The organism is Mesorhizobium sp. CU3, assembly GCF_006442965.1.
In the GTDB taxonomy this organism is placed as follows: domain Bacteria; phylum Pseudomonadota; class Alphaproteobacteria; order Rhizobiales; family Rhizobiaceae; genus Mesorhizobium.
In genome coordinates this window covers 130,287-147,152 of record NZ_VFWX01000016.1, presented here as the reverse complement: position 1 = coordinate 147,152, position 16,866 = coordinate 130,287, and the positions used below count along the sequence as shown (strand labels likewise).

The window sequence follows — 16,866 nt, the reverse complement described above, 5'->3', positions numbered from 1 at the left end:
TACGATTTCGACAGCGGCACCTTCAAAGGCCGCCGCATGATCTGGGGCGGCCGCCACGCCGTGCGCACAGTGGTCTACATGGCTGCCCTTACCGCCAGCCGCTCAAATCCCGCCCTCAAGGCCTTTCACCAGCGTCTCATTGCCAGGGGCAAGGAGCCAAAGGTCGCCCTCGTCGCCGTCGCACGAAAGATCCTGACCATCCTCAGTTCAATGATCCGAAACAACGAACCTTGGAATCCAAACAGGTTCTGACAAACACAGTTGCTCATCCGTCGCCTTCGGCGACACCTTCTCCCACAAGGGGAGAAGGGGGAGAAGCGCCCCGTGAAAATTCCCCTTGACCTAAACCTATCTTGAGCTTGCAAACCCATCTCCGAGCCACCTGCCAACAAACCCAATCGGAGATGAAAAATGACCACCAGAAATCACCAAGCCAGCAGCGTCTTCCGGGTCGACAAGTTCGTCGTGCCGGCCGAAGCGCGCGAGGAAATCCTCGGCAAGGTCCGCATGACGCATGAACTGCTGCGCCGGCAGGACGGCTTCGTGCGCGATTTCGTGCTCGAGCAGTTCTCAGGCCCTGGCGAGTTCAACATCGTCACCATGGTCGAATGGGAAAGCCAGGAGGCGGTCGAGAAAGTTGTGCCGATCGTCAAGGCGGCGCACGAACGCATCGCCTTCAGCCCGCAGGAGACGATCGCCCGCCTCGGCGTCAAGGCCGACATCGCCAACTACCAGCGCGTGCCGGAATTGTAGGTCTTGGGCTCACGTGGATACACGACGCTCGCACGGGGGTCGGTGCGGGCGTCGCGACCATTTTGGATCGCGTTGCTACTTCCTTTGCTCCGTCAAAAAGAAAGTCCCGTCGGCATGGCCGTTGGCGCCGCAGGATGGCGGTTGCGTGCGGCCGTCCTTGCCATCGCCGCTCTGCTCCACGACCAGCGCGTCGCCTGAATGGCGGAATGTGAAGCTGAACCCGGTCGGCTTGTTGTCGTCATCGGTGTCGACAAGCCGCAGCTCGTTGCGAAGCTTGACCGTGCCGCCGATCTCGCACAACCCGTTGCCCGAGATGGGTTCGGCGACTTCCTCCGAGATTTCGAGCCTGACGGCGCTTACGGCTTTGATCTCGACGGTGCCGCGCATGCTGCTCCATGTGCCGATGAAGCCGGCAACCGACGGCTTGCGGATATCGGCGAGGAAGGTGGCGCGATCGTGCATGAATTCGGCGAGATCGACGGTTTGCTTGTCCTTCGGCGTATCCTTGTTGAAGTCGGCGATCTGGTCGCGGTAGCGGATGAAATCGCTCTGGTCGTCGCGCAACGCCTTGCCGGCGCGGGCGTCCAAGAGCTTCAGCGCGGCGGCATAGCTCTTCGCCACGTCGGCATCCGCCTGCGCCAGCGCCGGATCGGCACAGATGGCTTTTTCCGCCGTGCTCGCCGCCTTGGCGCAGTCGAACGATGGCTTGCTCAGTGCCCGGGCATCGCCATTCGCCAGCAGCAGCGCCGCCAGCATCGCCAATGGCACGGCCACGAGGCCTGCCTTGCCCGCTTTTGAGATCATCGGCCCGCCCGCCTTTTCCTCGCGCCATGAACCGGCAATGCCGGCAATTCTGGCGGCAACGAGGCCGGCAGGCAAGCGTCCCGTTTCCGACCCCGCCATTGTTGCGTTGCGGGCAGGGGGGCTTTCCGCTATTGAGGCGCAACCTGAAACAGGGACCCGCCCCAAACCCGATGAGCCTTCTCGACTCGGTCAAGAATACGTTCGTTCCGATCCATCGCGAGGGATATCCCTTCATCGCCGTCTTCGGTGCGGTGACGCTGTTTCTCGGCTATTTTTCCTCGATCCTGTTCTGGATCGGCCTGATCCTGACCGCCTGGTGCGTCTATTTCTACCGCGACCCCGAGCGCGTCACGCCGGTCGACGACCGCCTGGTGGTCAGCCCGGCCGACGGCGTGATTTCGGCGGTCGGCCCCGCCGTGCCGCCGAGTGAGCTTGGCCTGGGCTCCGGCGAGATGACCCGCATCTCGGTGTTCATGAACGTCTTTTCCTGCCACATCAACCGCGCCCCGGTGCGTGGCAAGATCACGCGCATCGAGCACAAGCCCGGCAAATTCCTCAACGCCGAGCTCGACAAGGCAAGTGCGGAGAACGAGCGCAACGGCTTGGTCATCGACAGCCCGAACGGCACCATCGCGGCCGTTCAGATCGCCGGCTTCGTGGCGCGGCGCATCGTCTGCTGGGCCGAGACCGGCGGCGCCATCGCCATCGGCGAGCGCTTTGGGCTGATCCGCTTCGGCTCGCGCGTCGACGTCTTCCTGCCGAAGAACGCCGTGCCGCGCGTCGCCGTCGGCCAGACGGCGGTGGGCGGCGAGACGGTTCTGGCCGAGTTCGGCGGCACGGCGGTCACGCCGCTGGTCAGGATTTCCTGAGCGGTGGGCGCGCCGTTCAAGAAATTCGAGGCCCACGCCAGCGGCGGCCCGCGCATCCGCGAGATCCCGATGCGCATGGTGCTGCCCAATCTGGTCACCGTGCTTGCCATCTGCGCCGGCCTGTCCGGCATTCGCTTCGCCTTCGAGAACCGTTTCGAGATCGCGGTGGTGATGGTGCTGCTCGCCGCTTTCCTCGACGGCATCGACGGCCGTCTCGCCCGCATGTTGAAGGCGACATCGAAATTCGGCGCGCAGATGGATTCGCTGGCCGACATCGTCAATTTCGGCGTCGCGCCGGCGCTGGTGCTCTACGCCTTCCTGCTCGACCGCGCTGGATCGCCGGGCTGGATCGCGGCGCTTCTCTTCACCATCGCCTGCGGCATGCGCCTTGCCCGCTTCAACGTGCTGGCCGAGGATCACGACCAGCCGGCCTGGCAGACCGAGTATTTCGTCGGCGTCCCGGCCCCGGCTGGCGCCGTGCTGGTCATGCTGCCGCTCTATATTTATTTCCTGCGGTTGGGGCTGGAGCCCACGCGTCTGGCGGGTTTCATCGCTGCCGGCTTCACGGTGCTGGTCGCCTTCCTACTGGTCAGCCGGCTACCGGTCTATTCCGGCAAGAGCGTCAAGGTGCCGGGCGACAAGGTGCTGCCGGTCATCCTCGGCGTGGTGCTCTACATCCTGCTCCTGATGACCTATCCCTGGTACACGCTGACGGCGTCGGTTGCCGGCTATCTGCTTTTCCTGCCCTTCTCGGTACGCGCCTATTCCAAGCGCGCCAGGCTGGAGGGCGAAAAGGTGCCGCCTTCGGATATCGGGTAGGGCGCTACGCCGCCGCGCTCAGCCCCAGCCGGTCGATCGCCAGCTTGCGCGCCGAGATGTAATCCGTCTTGCCCGAGCCGAGCACCGGGATCTCGTCCACCTTGATGATGTCGTTCGGCACCATCAGTTCCGCTGCACCCGCCTTCTTGCCGAACTGGCGCAGCTCTTCCGGGTTGGCGTCATCGGCGGTGGTGACCAGCACGATGCGCTCGCCGCGCCTCTTGTCGGGCACCGCCACCGCCGCGTGCCGCTCTTCCGGCCACAGCGACTGCACCAGCATCTCGACCGCGCCCAGCGACACCATCTCGCCGGCGATCTTGGCGAAGCGTTTGGCCCGGCCGCGGATGGTGACGAAGCCTTCGCGGTCGATCGACACGATGTCGCCGGTGTCGTGCCAGCCTTCCAGCGGCTGCAACTCGCCGGGCCTGTCGGCGGTCATATAGCCCATCATCATGTTCGGTCCATCGAGCCACAGCCGGCCGCCTTCGGCGATCCCTTCGACCGGCTCCAGCTTCATGCGGATCGCCGGCAGCGGCCGTCCGACGCTGCCGTCGCGGCCATGGATGGCGGTGTTCACCGCCACCACCGGCGCCGCTTCGGTCAGGCCGAACCCTTCGACGATGGAAGCCTGGAATCGGTCGCGATAGGTGCGCCGCGTCTCCGGCTTCACCGCTTCCGCACCGGCGACGACGAAGCGCAGGCTGGAGAAGTCGCCGTCCTTGGCGGTGCGGGCGTAGTTGGCGAGGAAAGTGTCGGTGCCGAACATCACGGTCGGCTTCACCTTGCGCGCGATCTCCGGGATGATCTTGTAGTGCAGCGGCGAGGGGTAGAGGAACAGCTTTATTCCCAGCACCAGCGGCAGGATGGTGCCGCCGGTCAGCCCGAAGGAATGGAACACCGGCAGCACGTTGAGCAGGATGTCGGCCGGCGAGACGGAGACGCGCGCCTCGGCCTGCATGACATTGGCGAGCAGATTGCGGTTGGACAGCACCACCGCCTTAGGCGTGCCTTCCGAACCCGAAGTGAACAGGATCACCGCCGGTTTCGCGGCCTGCTGCCGCTGCAGCGGGAGCCGCCACAAAAGTGCGGCCGCGACCTTGTCCAGCGTCGTCACGCCGGCGCGGATATCCTCCAGCCAGAGCATCTTTGCGCCACCCGCCTCGACGGCGGCGACGATGTCGTCGATGGCCGCCTTCTCGATGAAGGCGCGGGACGACACCACGGTGCGGATGACGGCGGTGCGGACCGCCGCGGTGACGCTGGCCGGGCCGGCGGTGTAGTTGATCATCGCCGCCACGCGGCCAGCCGAGATCAGGCCGACGAAAGTCAGCACCACGCCGTTGGCATTGGGCAAAAGCACACCGACCGCTTCGCCCGGCGCCGTCACCGCCTCGAAGCGGCGGCCGAGCACGCGGGCGCCGATGAACAGCTTGCGGTAGCTGAGCGAACCCGAGATCACGTCCTCGACGATCGGGCGTGACGGACCGATGCGGTCGGCGGCGTCACGCATGGCAAGGAAGAGGCCGCGGTCTAGATCGGTGCCGAAAAGCCGCGCCTCGGCGAAACGGTCGAACAGCGCGTTGGTGTTGGAGGCCATGTCCGGATTGCGCGCCGCGAGTTCGGCAATCGTCATCGGCTCCAGCACGCTGATCGAGAGGCTCGGGAACCAGTGCCGCGGCGCCTTCTCCTTCTGCGTCAGCGACGACGGCAGGTCGCGCGCGCCGGCGACGAAGATCGGCACGATGCGGGCGTCGGCCTGCATGGCGATGCGGGTAATGGCGCGGAAGAGGCGGAAGGATTTCACGTCCGGCTCGACGTCGTCAGGCAGATAGACGGCGAGCCGTCCCTTGCCCTTCAAGACGCGCACCAGCCGTCGGCTGACGAAGACATGCTCGGCGTTGAAGGCGATCGTGCGGCCAATCTCGCGCCATGGTTCCAGCCAGGGCGAGCGCGCCGAGGCATCGTCGAGGATGTGCAGCGTGTCGTCCGGCAGCAGCGACAGCATCAGCGCCGGCTCGATGCGCGACTGATGCGAGACCACATAGATCACCGGCGCCTGCGCCGCGCGGGCAATGCGGATGCGCTCGTCGGCGATGCGGTAGACGAGCTTGAACGGCACATAGAGCAGCGCCTGGGTGAAGCGCAAATCGAGCCGGAAGGTCTCGATCGCGCCGATCAGCAGCCAGGCAAAGACGAGGCCCGCCAGCAGCGCCAGGGTCAGGATCATGCCGCTCTCTCCCAGTCTCCTCGACGCGGCTCTTGAGCGGCCGCTTTCGCCGCAGAGGGTAGCGGAAGTCGGGGGAAGGTCAATGCGGGCTGAAGCCTGCCTCGATCGCCACTTGAAAAGCCATGACACATGTCGTAAATAAAGTGACACGTGACGGAGAAATGATATGGCCAGTTTCCCGACAGGGTTTGTCGAAGCGCCACACATGGAGCCGGAGTTCGAACGGCTGGTCGACTTGTTCGGCGGGCCGAAGGTCCTTGGATCCTCCATATCCAGCCCGCTCGAAGCGCATGAAATGATCCTGCATGGAATTCCAAGCGAGGCCCTGGAAAGCCTTGTCAAGCAACTGACCGTCATCGATGCGGATGCCTTCGAGGCGGCATTCGGCATGAGCGAGCGGACATTTCAGCGGCACAAGTCGGATCATTCCAGGACGCTCAATCGCGAACAAGGCTCCAGGACCTGGAATTTCGCCAGGGTTCTCACCAAGGCAACGTCCGTTCTTGGCACTCAGGAAGCGGCGGAGAAATGGATGATCGAGCCCGCCATGGGCTTGGACAACCGGCGCCCGATCGATCTCCTGGCCACGGCGGCGGGCACTATCCTCGTCCAGGAATTCCTCGAGCGGCTCGACTATGGTGTCTACGCGTGACGCCCTTGCCGGGTTCTCTTGGAACGGGAGAAGTCCTCGGCTGGAGACTTGATCACAAGCGCTTCCAGGCAAGCTGGGACAGCGGCGAGGGAGCCTTCAAACTCGGAGGACGGTGGAACAGCAAAGGCGTCAGGGCCGTCTATGCGTCCGTCGACCCGTCGACCGCCATTCTGGAGGTTGCGGTCCATAAGGGGTTTCGCACGCTCGATACCGTTCCTCATGTGTTGACGGCGTTCGAAATCACCGATCCGTCGAAGATCCATGTCGTGCAAACGGGTGATGTTCCGAACGCCAACTGGCTGCGTCCCGGCATTCCCGGCGCGGGACAGCAGCAGTTCGGCGATGGTCTGCTGGCGCAGCATCCCTTCGTTCTCATTCCGAGCGCGGTATCCCAGCACAGCTGGAACCTAGTGTTCGACCCTGGACGGGCGACCGGCCGTTATAGGCTGCATCTCCAGGAGGATTTCGCCCTGGATACGAGGCTTCATCCTCCTGCGGGATAGCCGCCCGATCGGGGAAGGCACGCAAAATGCTCTACGCCGCAGCCTTCAATCTCCCGCTGATGAAGCGGAACTCCTGGCTCTTGCCGCCGAAGCCGTAGGCGGCCGCCGGCACTTCGTGCACCAGCGCATAGCTTTCCCCATGCACGCCGCCGAGCAGCCGCTCGAAAGCGGCGAAGATCGCCCTGAGATAGGCCTCGAGCTCCAGCTTGGTGTTGGTGCCGTCGACGACCTTGATGTCCAGCCAGAAGGTGTTGGTGCCGTGCTCGGCCAGCGACTTGCCGCCGGCGAACCAATGCTGCGGATCGATGTAGTTGACGGCGACCGCCGTGATCGTCGGATCCTTGCGCAACTCCCTGGCGGTGATTTCGGTGATCTCCATGGCGATGGAAGCGGACAGCTTGGCGTCCGGCTTGCTGGTGACACTGACATTGATGATGGGCATCCTTTCTCTCCTTTGGTTCGGCGCGTCGCGCCTTCGATGGAGAGACCATGCCATCGTCATTGCATCAAAAAAATCGAATTGTTTTTGACAAATGCTTCGATAGTGTCGAAGTATGGAAACGCTCGATCCCGATCTCCTGAAAACCTTCCTCGCTTTCGTCGATGGCGGCTCGCTGGCCAAGGCGGCGTCCGCCGTCGGCCGCACGCCTTCCGCGGTGACCGCGCAGATGCAGCGGCTGGAGGAGATCGTCGGCGAGCCGCTGCTCACGCCGCAGGGCAGGGGGCGCGGCCTGACGCCGGCCGGCGAGGACCTTGTCTGCCATGCCAGGCGCATCCTTGCCGTCCACACGGAGGCCTGGCTGGCGCTGAAGGGCGCGCGCGCCGGCGGCCGCATCGCCATCGGCACCACGCAGGATTTCGCCGATCACGGCCTGCCGGACCTTCTGCGCGCCTTTGCCGCCAGCCATCCGCGCGTGCGCATCGAACTGCGCGTCGGCCGCTCGCAGGAGCTCGGCGCGGCGCTGCAAGCGGGGCAGCTCGACGTCGCGATCACCATGCGCCAGACGCCGTCGCCCGACGAGGTGGCGCTGATCAGCGAGCCGATGCTGTGGCTCTGCTCGGACAAAGGGCTGGCGGCACGGCAGGAAGCGGTGCCGCTGGCGCTGCTCGATCCCTATTGCGGCTTCCGCGAGGCCGCGCTGAACGCGCTCGATGCCGCCGGCCGCCGCTATCGCATCGCCGCCGGCAGCGCCAGCCTTGCCGGCCTGCGCAGCGCGGTCAATGCCGGCATCGCGCTGACGCCGCGCACGCGGCGCTTTGCTCATTCTGGCATTGTGGAAGCACCCTACGAGCTCGACCTGCCGCAGCTGCCGATGGCCGACTTCGCCATCCGGCTCGGCCGCGAAGCGCCCCGCCCGGCGCGAGATCTGGCGGAGCTGCTCGGTGCCGATCTGGCAGTGCCTTAAGGGCAAAGAAAAAGCCGACCATTTTGCAGGTCGGCTTCTAGTCAGACGGGTCGAGGGGTTTGGGGGGACTTGGGGGGGTGACCCGTCGAGCTAACAATGCCTGAGTCGGATGATGGTTCCGTGACTGGCAAAATAATTTTACGACCGCGCCGATTTCGCCTTCGTCCAATCGCGTCCGGCATGGGCGAAAACCGCGCAAAGCACGATGGCGCCGCCGATGATGCTGGCCATTGGCGGTATCTCGCCGAGGAAAACCAGCGCGAACAGGATGGCGAAGGGCACTTCGGCCGAGCCGAGCAGGCCGGCTTCGGCGGCTGGAATGAGACGCGAGCCTTCCGTCCACAAGATCGAGGCCATGGCGAAGGAGCAGCCGAAGGCGGCGAGCAGCACGACGTCGCGGGCCGAGACCGCCAGCGGATCGGTGACGAACCACCCGAGCACGAAGAGCAGGAAGGCCGAGACGGCGCCCGCCCAGACCACCGGCGAGTCGCGAAAAGCGCGCACCATGATCATGTAGAGCGCGCTGCCGGCGGTCATCAAAAGCGCCAGCCCGTCGCCGAACAGATGGCCGTTGCCGAGGCCGGTGCCGACCATGATGGCGACGCCGCACAGCGAGACACAAGCCGCAAGCATGGTCTGCAGCCGGATTTTCTCGCGCACCAGGAGGAAGGCGAGAAGGGCGGCGATGAAGGGCGACGTGGCATAGATCACCGCGACATTGGCGACATAAGTGTATTTGAACGCCGAGATGAAGGCGATGCTGGCCGCTGCGCCCTCGATGGCCAGCAGCCAGCCGCGCCAGCCGAGCCGCAGACTCTCGCGCCCATCCGAACGGCGGCGGCGCCACAGCACATAAAGGGTGATGAGGATCGAGCCGAAAAAACCGCGCCAGCATGTAATGGTCAGCGGATCGGCATGGATCGATTTGGTCAAAACGCCGGTCAGCGCGAAGGCGATGGCTGAGGCCGATACCAGCACGATGCCGAGCGTCCGCTCTGCCGCGAGCTTGGCGGCGGGGGACTGAAGCTTTTCGGGCATGTCGAGCGTATCCGTCATGGCGTCAGACTATGTCCCCGCTGCTGACAGCCTTCTGTCATGAGGCCTCGCTCCGCTTGCGAAAACGTTCGTTGCCGACCACCAGCAGGCCGGCGCCGATGATTAAGGCCGCGCCCGCGAACACCTCAGCGCGCGGCACGTCGCTCCAGATGGCGTAGCCCAGCGCGAAGGCCCACACCAGCGAGGTGTACTCGAAGGGCGCCACGATCGACACCGGCGCGCGCTTCATGCCTTCGAACAGCATGTATTGCGCCAGGCCGCCGAGCCCGCCGACGCCGATGAGCAGCAGGAGCTGCGTGGCGTCCGGCATGTGCCACCACAAAAGCGCCGGTACGGCGGAGAACAGCAGGAAATAGAAATTGTTGAGCACCAGCAGGATGGTCGTGCGCTCCTGTATGGCGGTCTTGCGCATCAGCACCACGGCGATGCCCCAAAACACCGCCGCCGCCAGCACCAGCAGCACCGGGAGGGAGATGCCGAGCCGCGTCGGATCGCAGGCGATGAAGACGCCGATGAAACCGATGAACACCGCGATCCAGCGCAGCAGCGGCACCCTCTCGCCCAGGATCAGCACCGACAGCACGGTGACGATGATGGGGGCCGCGTAATAGATGGTGGTGAGTTCGGCGAGCTGCAGCGAACGCGCGGCATTGTAGTAGCAGAGCCACGCCGCCAGCGTGAAGGCGCTGCGCACCAGCATCGGCCTGACGATCGGCGAGGCGATCGTATCGGCAAACAGCCGCCTGCCGCCGATGGCACCGCAGGCGACGAGCACGGTGATCGAGCGGAAGAACATGATCTGCCACACGCTCATGCCGGCGACCAGAAGCTTGATCGAGGCATCCTGCGCCGAAAACAGGAAGTAGGCGGCCGCCGTGAATAGGATGCCGGCCAGCACCCTTTCGCGGCTTTCGAGGATGACGACATCGGCCATGAGCTATAGGCTTGCTTTGCGTGGGGGCGGCTCCGCCCCAGCCGAACCGCCAAGCCTGCTATACGGTCGAAAGCAAGGGCTGCGCTACTCCAGCGCGGTGCTTGCGTTGGCGCAGCATCACAGGCGGCGCGGGCGGCTAAAGCCCGACATGCGCCATCATCTCCGGCGGATAGCGGTCGCCCTTGATCGCGATTGTCCGGCTGGCGGCTTCGATGTCCCGCAGATCATGCGGCGTCAACTCGACGGCGAGCGCGCCGATGTTTTCCTCCAGCCGCTCGCGCCTGCGCGTGCCGAACAGCGGAACGATCCAGGTTTTTTTGGCCAGCAGCCATGCCAGCGCCACCTGTGCGGGGGTGGCCTGATGCCGCTCGCCGATCTTGCGGATCAGATCGACCAGCGCCTGGTTGGCCTGCCGCGCATTGGCTGAGAAGCGCGGGATCTTGTTGCGGAAATCGAGGTCGTTGAAGTTGGTGCCGGCGTCGATCGTGCCGGTCAGGAAACCTTTGCCGAGCGGGCTGAACGGCACAAGGCCGATGCCGAGCTCTTCCAGCGTCGGCAGGATCTCGGTTTCCGGCTCGCGCGTCCACAGCGAGTATTCGCTCTGGAGCGCGGCGAGCGGCTGCACGGCATGGGCGCGGCGTATGGATTGCGCGCCCGCCTCCGACAGTCCGAAATAGCGGACCTTGCCCTGCGAAATCAGGTCGGCGACCGTGCCCGCCACCTCTTCCATCGGCACGTCAGGATCGACGCGGTGCTGGTAGTAGAGGTCGATATGATCGGTCTTCAGGCGACGCAGGCTGCCTTCGACGGCGCTGCGGATCTGGGCCGGCTTGCTGTTCACGCCGCCGCGATGCTCTCCGGTGGCCTGGTCGATGTTCCAGCCGAACTTGGTGGCGATCTTGACCTTGTCGCGCATTCCGGCGAAGGCCTCGGCGACCATCTCCTCATTCGTCCATGGGCCGTAGACTTCGGCTGTATCGAAGAAGTCCATGCCGAGATCGACCGCGGCGCGCAGCACGCCGATCATCTCCTTGCGATCGGGGATATCGCGCGATTTGCCGTAACCCATGGCGCCGAGCGAAAGCGCCGATACTTCAAGGCCTTGGCCCAGTTTGCGTTTCTGCATTGCCGTCTCCTTCAATCGATTGGGGTGATCTGGACCGTCGCGTCGCGCGCGCGGTCGCCGATCATGGGTCCGAGATAAGGGCTGCCGCGATACTTGGCCCGGTAGGCCGCATCGATGCGGTCGTTCATCGCTCCTTCGACAGGCTCGAAGGCGACGTCCTTTGTCAGCCCGGCGGCGATGACGCGGCCGGCTTTCTGCCGCATGGCTGCCCGGTGCCAGCGGGAATTGCGTCCATTATAGGCGCGCACGAAAAGCCCGCCGTCCACCGCCACCGACCATATCCAGGTCGGGGTTCCATGGGTCTTGCCGTCCTCGCGGAGCGGCGAGATGTGCAGGTCGTCGGCACCCGCGATCTTTTCCAATTCGTCTCGAGCCCAGGCCATCATTGTTGAGCCTCGTCGAAAACCTTGCGGGCAGCCTGCAGCGCGCTCATTGCCGGCGGCCAGCCGGCATAGAAGGCGAGGTGGGTGATCGCCGCGATGATCTCGTCGCGGGTCACGCCATTCTCCAACGCCCGCTTCAGGTGGAACGGCATCTCGTTGAGGCGGTAGAGCGAGATCAGGCTGGTGATCGTCACCAGGCTGCGGTCGCGCGGCGACAGGCCCGGATGTTCCCAGACATCGCCGAACAGCACCTTGTCGGTGATATCGGCCAGGTGAGGGGCGAGATCGCCGAAAGCCTGGCGCGCGTTGGTCGGTTCTTGCTTCGTCGTTTCCATTGGGCCTTGCTCCTTGTCTTGCGAACAAAGATAGGCCTTCGCCGATTATGCGATTAGCCGGTGGAAACAGATTGAGCTTATCGTGTAGGGCGATAAATCGCGCCGTTGGAGGCCTGCCGGCGACGCCTATTGCGTCGCTTGGTAGAGTTCCGAGGCCGCCTCCTTCAGCGCGCGCCTTCCGTCGGGCCTGAGATACATCATGTGGCCGCCCTCCACGACATCGAGCCGTATCGGTTTGGCGCCGGCAAGCGAGGGGATCTGGTTCACCAGATAGCGCGAGCCGAGATAGGGCGTGACCAGGTCGGTGTAGCCGTTGACGATGACGACGCCGAGCGCGGGGTTCAGCGCGCGCGCCCGCTGCAGATCGTCCATGACGCCGGCATAGCCTTGCCCGCCGATGCCGTAATCCCAATTGTGGCCGACCTCGCCGCTGAGCAGCCGGTAGCTGACATCGGTGTGGTAATTCAACTCGTCGCGCGCATAGGCGACGAAGGCCGAGGTGAGCGCCGGCACGCTGCGGTCGAGCACCGGGTCGGGGCCGGCGTCGCGGTCGCTCTCCGGCGCAATGTCGACGCCGGCGACAGTGGCGTCGTAAGGGCTGAGCACCTTGCCCTTGGCGCGTTGGAATTCCTTCGCGAAAAGCCCGACCGGCATGCGGGCGAAATTGCGCTTCACGAGATCGAGCGGCAGGCCGGTGATCTGGGCCACGCGCTCACTCGCCAGCTTGCCGCCTTGCTCCAGCCCGCTGTTCAGCGCGCTGAGATAGTCGCCGAGCGCATAGCGCTCGACATCGGCAAGCTTGTCACGCAGCGCATCGCCGCTGACGCCGTCCGCCTGCAGTTTCGCCGCCGCCAGCGAGGGCAGTTCGAGCGCCCAGTGCAACTGGTCGAACTGGTCCGGTCGCACCAGCATGAACTCGAGCGCCGGCGAGATCAGCACGATGCCGCTGGGCGTGAGGCCCACATCCTCCTGCAGCGTGCGCGAAAGCAGTGCCGCACGAAACCCGCCATAGCTTTCGCCGGCCAGATAAAGCGGCGACCCGGTGCGGCCGTTCTGCGCCAGGTAGAGGCGGACGAAGGCACCGATCGAAGAGGCGTCCGCCTCGACGCCCCAGAACTCCTTGCCTTCATGCCCCGGCGCCTCGCGGCTGTAGCCGGTGCCGACCGGGTCGACGAAGACGAGGTCGCTCATGTCGAGCCAGCTGTCGGGATTGTCGATGAGCTTTTGCGGCGGCGGCAGGAATTCGCCGTCGGTGGAGGTCTGGACGATGCGCGGCCCGATGGCGCCGAGATGCAGATAGGCCGATGCCGCGCCGGGGCCGCCATTGAAGACGAAAGTGATCGGCCGATCCTTCGCCGCGGCGGACGACTGCTGCGTGTAGGCGACATAGAAGATCTCGGCGGTGACATCGCCCTTGCCGGACAAGAGCGACAGCGTGCCGGCCTTGGCCTGGTAATCCAGCTTGCGCCCGCCAAGCGTGATCGAATGCTCGGTCACCTGCGGCGCCGGCAACAACGACAGCACGCCGCCTTCGGGGGCGGGGCGCTCGGGTGCCTCGGCGAAGGCCGGTTGGGCGAAGGCGGCGAGCGCAAGGAGGGCGAGGGGAGCGAGTTTCAAAGTGGGCCGCATGACACCTCCGGTCGGAACGACTCCCGCCAAAGTATGGCCGGAGCGACCGAAGTCAAAGAGAATGACGGATGGTCGGCGGTCCGGCGTCGCCAAATTGTATTACGCGCCCATTCCGCCAGTATCACCGGCATTCGCCATGTTGAACTTGCGGCGGCATGCGCTACGCTAGGCGCGAATGCTCTCGAATTTTTCCCTCGACCGGTTTGCAAGCTGGAGCGGCGGCGTCGCCGCCGCGGCCGGTGCCGCGACGCCCGAGGAATTGTCGGCTCGCTTCACCGCTGCGGCGGGCATATTGGTCGGCTCCGATCGCGTCTATGTCGGCTTCTATCGCCGTGACATCAGCTCCCTGACGATCGACGACGCCGGCCCCGACCGCTGGAACCGCGACTATGATGCCGGTGTCTACCGGCTGGATCCCTTCTTCCAGCGCTTCGCCAGCACCCGGCAGGATTTTCTGCTGCCGCTATCGGCCCTCCGCAACCGCGATTTCCAGCTTTCGCCCTATTATCGCGAGTTCTACGGCCCCTCCGACAGCTTCGACGAGATAACCGGAGTGTTCAATCTCGACAGGCTGACGGCCGGCTATGTCACCTTTCTGCGGCGCAATGGGGAACCGCCCTTCGGCGAGCGGGATCTGGCGCTCGCCAGCGCCGCGGGCGGCGCGACCAGGCTCATCCTGGAGAAGTTGTTTCACCTGTGTCGCCTTCGGGACAAGGGCGGGGCAATCGAGGTCGCGCGGTCGGGGCTGAGCCCACGCGAGGGCGAGATCGCGCGGCACCTGATCGAGGGTGGCAATGCCAAGACCATCGCGCGGAGCCTTTCCATCTCGCCCGGCACTGCCCGAAATCACATCAAGCAGGTCTACCGCAAGCTCGGCGTGCACTCGCAGGTGGAGTTGCTGGCGGCAATTCGCGAAGTCGTGCGCGACTAGAGCGGTTCAGCGTTTCACAGAATTGCCGAACTGCTCTATCTCTTTGTTTTTACGCAATTCCGGACGGAAAACCGTTTCACACTTTTCTTGGAATTGCTCTGATATCTCGCGCCGGCGCTACTGACCCGTCACCACGCGCGTCCACATGCGGTTTTGCGACCGCAGCAGCTTTGCGTCGCTGTTGTTGACCACGAACAACTTGGCCTTCACGTCGTCGGGAGGAAAGACGCCGGGGTCGCTGGCGATCGCCTTGTCCATCAGCGGCAGGGACTCCGGTATCGCGTTGGCGTAGGAGACATAGCTGGAATTGGCCGCGGCGATGTCGGGCCGCAGGTTGAAGTTGATCCAGGCCATGGCGTTGTCGGGATGCGGCGCATCCTTCGGCACCGCCATCGTATCGTAGTTGATGAGTGTGCCTTCTTTCGGAATGGAATAGGCGATCTCCGGCTTCTTGGCGGATTCGGCGGCACGCGTCCTCGCCTGAAGTATGTCGCCCGACCAGCCCAGCACGACGCAGATGTCGCCGTTGGCCAGGTCGTTGATGTATTTCGAGGAGTGGAAATAGCGGATGTAGGGCCGCACCTTGGCCATCAGTTCCTCGACCTTGGCGAGGTCGTCGGGACTGGTCGAGCGCGGGTCGACATGAAGATAACTCAGCGCCATCGGGATGACTTCAGCCGGCGCGTCGATCATCGCCACCCCGCAATCGGAGAGCTTCTTGACCACGTCGACGTCGAAGACCATGGCGAAGGAATTCGTCGGCGCGTCCGGCAGCCGCTGCTTGACCGCGGCGACGTTGTAGCCGATGCCGTCGGTGACGGCCATGTAGGGCACGGCATGCTTGTTTTGCGGGTCGGCGCCCCCGATCAGCGAAAGGGCTTGCGGATCGATCTTTGCGTGGTTTGCGAGTTTCGATCCGTCGAGTTCCAGAAAAGCCCCGGCCTTCACCTGGTTCTTCAGGAACGGATAGGCCGAAGGATAGACCACGTCATATCCCGAGCCGCCCGTGAGCAGCTTTGTCTCGAGCACCTCGTTGCCGTCATAGACATCGTAGCGGACCTTGATGCCTGTCTCCTTCTCGAACTTCTCGGCCGTGTCCGGCGCGATGTAGTCCGACCAGTTGTAGACGTTGACGACTATTTCCTCATCCGCCGAGGCAGTGCCGGCGATGCCGCAGGCAAGCCCGGCGACCAGGATTGACGGGATCAGTGCGCGCATGATTGTCCTCCTTCTTGCTTCAGGCTGGCGCTGAGGATCGCGCAGCCTCCGTTCTGCCTTTCGCCCCCGGTTCGGCCGTCGGGCTTCGTCCCTCAGCGTCGTTGCGGCGCATAGACCGGCAAGGTGATGCAGGCGACATTGCCGCCGCCCAGCAGGATCTCGCGCGAGTTCTCGATGCCGACGATTTTGTGGTCGGGGAACAGCTCGGCCAGCTTTGCCTTCGCCTTCACGTCGAGATCGGAGCCGAACTCCGGCACGACCACGACGCCGTTGCCCGGATAGTAGTTGATGTAGCTCGCGGCGATCCGGTTGCCGGCCGGGCGCGCCCAGGTCGAATCGAGCCGGTCGACGCTTTCGCTTTCTTCCGGCGTCATCTCGATCGGCAAGGGATGCGGCAGCCGATGCACCTCGAGGGCGCGGCCACGCGCGTCACGGGCCGAGCGCAGCACCTCCTCGGCCTCGCGCACGATCTCATATTGCGGGTCATCGCGATCGTCGGTCCAGCTCAGCACGACCACGCCCGGCCGCACGAAGCAGCAGACATCGTCGACATGGCCGTCCGTCTCGTCGAAGGCGAAGCCGCGCGGCAGCCAGATGATCGTGTCGACGCCTAGATAATCGCCCAGTTGCCGCTCCACCTCGGCCTTGCCGAGATGGGCGTTGCGATTTCGATTGAGCAGGCATTGCTCCGTCGTGATGAGCGTGCCCTGGCCGTCGCACTGCAGGCCTCCGCCCTCGGCGATCAGCGGCGCGCGATAGCGATCCATCCGCTCGATTTCGAGCACTTTTCGCGCCGCCAAATCGTCCAGGTCCCAGGGCGCGTAGAGCCCGCCGTCGAACCCGCCATAGGCGTTGAAGGTCCAGTCGACGCCGCGCACCGCGCCTTGATCGTTGACCACGAAATTCGGCCCGCTGTCGCGCAGCCAGGAATCGTTGGTGGACATTTCGACCACCCGCACATGGTCGGGCAACCTGGCCCTGGCGTTCTGCCACTGCCGGCCGGATGCCGCCACCGTCACCGGCTCGCTTTGCGCGATCGCCGCGGCGACATTGGCAAACAGCGTCTGCGCCGGTTTGGCGCCGAGGCGCCATGTGTCCGGCCGCTCCGGCCAGATCAGCCAACAACCCGATTTGGGCTCGAACTCGCCGGGCGCGCGAAATCCGTCCTGTTTCGGCTTCGTAGATAGGGTACATGGCATGTGCGGCACCGGAAGATTGCAG

19 protein-coding genes are annotated in these 16,866 nt (G+C 64.7%); 8 read left to right on the top strand and 11 right to left on the bottom strand.

The genetic code is table 11. The features are described 5' to 3' along the window. Both FJ988_RS23300 and FJ988_RS23295 read left to right on the top strand, forming a co-directional pair. On the top strand, positions 1-252 hold a 252-nt coding region (locus FJ988_RS23300; RefSeq protein WP_140820685.1), incomplete at its 5' end, for a transposase. Positions 253-411: 159 nt separating this feature from the next. After that, positions 412-753: an antibiotic biosynthesis monooxygenase gene (locus FJ988_RS23295; RefSeq protein ID WP_140820684.1), complete on the top strand. Its 342-nt coding sequence runs from the start codon at positions 412-414 to the stop codon at positions 751-753. A gap of 75 nt (positions 754-828) precedes the next feature. Here FJ988_RS23295 and FJ988_RS23290 read toward each other — a convergent pair whose 3' ends face one another. Continuing rightward, a complete protein-coding gene (locus FJ988_RS23290; protein WP_181183642.1) occupies positions 829-1,632 on the bottom strand; it encodes a lysozyme inhibitor LprI family protein in 804 nt (267 codons plus the stop codon). A 95-nt stretch (positions 1,633-1,727) separates the two neighbouring features. On the opposite strand from FJ988_RS23290, the gene FJ988_RS23285 reads away from it, so the two are divergent. Both FJ988_RS23285 and FJ988_RS23280 read left to right on the top strand, forming a co-directional pair. Further along, positions 1,728-2,426 carry a phosphatidylserine decarboxylase gene (locus FJ988_RS23285; protein ID WP_140820682.1) on the top strand — a complete coding sequence of 233 codons (699 nt, stop codon included), beginning with the start codon at positions 1,728-1,730 and terminating at the stop codon, positions 2,424-2,426. A 3-nt stretch (positions 2,427-2,429) separates the two neighbouring features. Further along, complete coding sequence (locus FJ988_RS23280; RefSeq protein WP_140820681.1) at positions 2,430-3,245, top strand: phosphatidylcholine/phosphatidylserine synthase; 816 nt, start codon at positions 2,430-2,432, stop codon at positions 3,243-3,245. Positions 3,246-3,249: 4 nt separating this feature from the next. Here FJ988_RS23280 and FJ988_RS23275 read toward each other — a convergent pair whose 3' ends face one another. Next, positions 3,250-5,472, bottom strand: coding sequence for an AMP-binding protein (locus FJ988_RS23275; RefSeq protein WP_140820680.1), 2,223 nt, complete (start codon positions 5,470-5,472; stop codon positions 3,250-3,252). A gap of 166 nt (positions 5,473-5,638) precedes the next feature. Between FJ988_RS23275 and FJ988_RS23270 the strand changes: the two genes are divergently transcribed. Both FJ988_RS23270 and FJ988_RS23265 read left to right on the top strand, forming a co-directional pair. After that, entirely contained in the window at positions 5,639-6,124 is a 486-nt protein-coding gene (locus FJ988_RS23270; protein ID WP_140820679.1) for an antitoxin Xre/MbcA/ParS toxin-binding domain-containing protein, read from the top strand. Continuing rightward, positions 6,121-6,627, top strand: coding sequence for an RES family NAD+ phosphorylase (locus FJ988_RS23265; RefSeq protein WP_140820678.1), 507 nt, complete (start codon positions 6,121-6,123; stop codon positions 6,625-6,627). Before FJ988_RS23270 ends, FJ988_RS23265 begins: the two co-directional genes overlap by 4 nt. A 31-nt stretch (positions 6,628-6,658) precedes the next feature. Here FJ988_RS23265 and FJ988_RS23260 read toward each other — a convergent pair whose 3' ends face one another. Further along, positions 6,659-7,069, bottom strand: coding sequence for a 4-oxalocrotonate tautomerase family protein (locus tag FJ988_RS23260; RefSeq protein WP_140820677.1), 411 nt, complete (start codon positions 7,067-7,069; stop codon positions 6,659-6,661). A 112-nt stretch (positions 7,070-7,181) separates the two neighbouring features. Here FJ988_RS23260 and FJ988_RS23255 point away from each other — a divergent pair, with 112 nt between their 5' ends. Then, positions 7,182-8,033, top strand: a complete 852-nt coding sequence (locus FJ988_RS23255) for a LysR substrate-binding domain-containing protein (RefSeq protein WP_140820676.1) — start codon at positions 7,182-7,184, stop codon at positions 8,031-8,033. Positions 8,034-8,171: 138 nt separating this feature from the next. Here the strand turns inward: FJ988_RS23255 and FJ988_RS23250 are convergent, their stop codons facing one another. The 6 genes from FJ988_RS23250 to FJ988_RS23225 form a co-directional block, all read right to left on the bottom strand. Beyond that, positions 8,172-9,071, bottom strand: a complete 900-nt coding sequence (locus tag FJ988_RS23250) for a DMT family transporter (RefSeq protein WP_140820698.1) — start codon at positions 9,069-9,071, stop codon at positions 8,172-8,174. Between the two features lie 55 nt (positions 9,072-9,126). Continuing rightward, the gene (locus FJ988_RS23245) at positions 9,127-10,023 is read right to left on the bottom strand and encodes a DMT family transporter (protein WP_140820675.1); all 897 of its coding nucleotides are present in this window, start codon (positions 10,021-10,023) and stop codon (positions 9,127-9,129) included. Between the two features lie 136 nt (positions 10,024-10,159). Beyond that, complete coding sequence (locus FJ988_RS23240; protein WP_140820674.1) at positions 10,160-11,149, bottom strand: aldo/keto reductase; 990 nt, start codon at positions 11,147-11,149, stop codon at positions 10,160-10,162. A gap of 11 nt (positions 11,150-11,160) precedes the next feature. Further along, positions 11,161-11,535: a DUF2255 family protein gene (locus FJ988_RS23235; RefSeq protein WP_140820673.1), complete on the bottom strand. Its 375-nt coding sequence runs from the start codon at positions 11,533-11,535 to the stop codon at positions 11,161-11,163. Then, positions 11,532-11,867: a carboxymuconolactone decarboxylase family protein gene (locus FJ988_RS23230; RefSeq protein WP_140820672.1), complete on the bottom strand. Its 336-nt coding sequence runs from the start codon at positions 11,865-11,867 to the stop codon at positions 11,532-11,534. The genes FJ988_RS23235 and FJ988_RS23230 overlap by 4 nt, the downstream gene beginning before the upstream one ends. Before the next feature lie 126 nt (positions 11,868-11,993). Beyond that, positions 11,994-13,496: a S10 family peptidase gene (locus tag FJ988_RS23225; protein ID WP_140820671.1), complete on the bottom strand. Its 1,503-nt coding sequence runs from the start codon at positions 13,494-13,496 to the stop codon at positions 11,994-11,996. A gap of 259 nt (positions 13,497-13,755) precedes the next feature. Between FJ988_RS23225 and FJ988_RS23220 the strand changes: the two genes are divergently transcribed. Beyond that, positions 13,756-14,427, top strand: a complete 672-nt coding sequence (locus FJ988_RS23220) for a helix-turn-helix transcriptional regulator (protein WP_246688645.1) — start codon at positions 13,756-13,758, stop codon at positions 14,425-14,427. A 117-nt stretch (positions 14,428-14,544) separates the two neighbouring features. Here FJ988_RS23220 and FJ988_RS23215 read toward each other — a convergent pair whose 3' ends face one another. After that, the gene (locus FJ988_RS23215; protein ID WP_140820669.1) at positions 14,545-15,645 is read right to left on the bottom strand and encodes a polyamine ABC transporter substrate-binding protein; all 1,101 of its coding nucleotides are present in this window, start codon (positions 15,643-15,645) and stop codon (positions 14,545-14,547) included. 92 nt (positions 15,646-15,737) lie between these two features. Further along, complete coding sequence (gene aguA / locus FJ988_RS23210) at positions 15,738-16,844, bottom strand: agmatine deiminase (protein WP_140820668.1); 1,107 nt, start codon at positions 16,842-16,844, stop codon at positions 15,738-15,740. Positions 16,845-16,866: the final 22 nt, after the last annotated feature.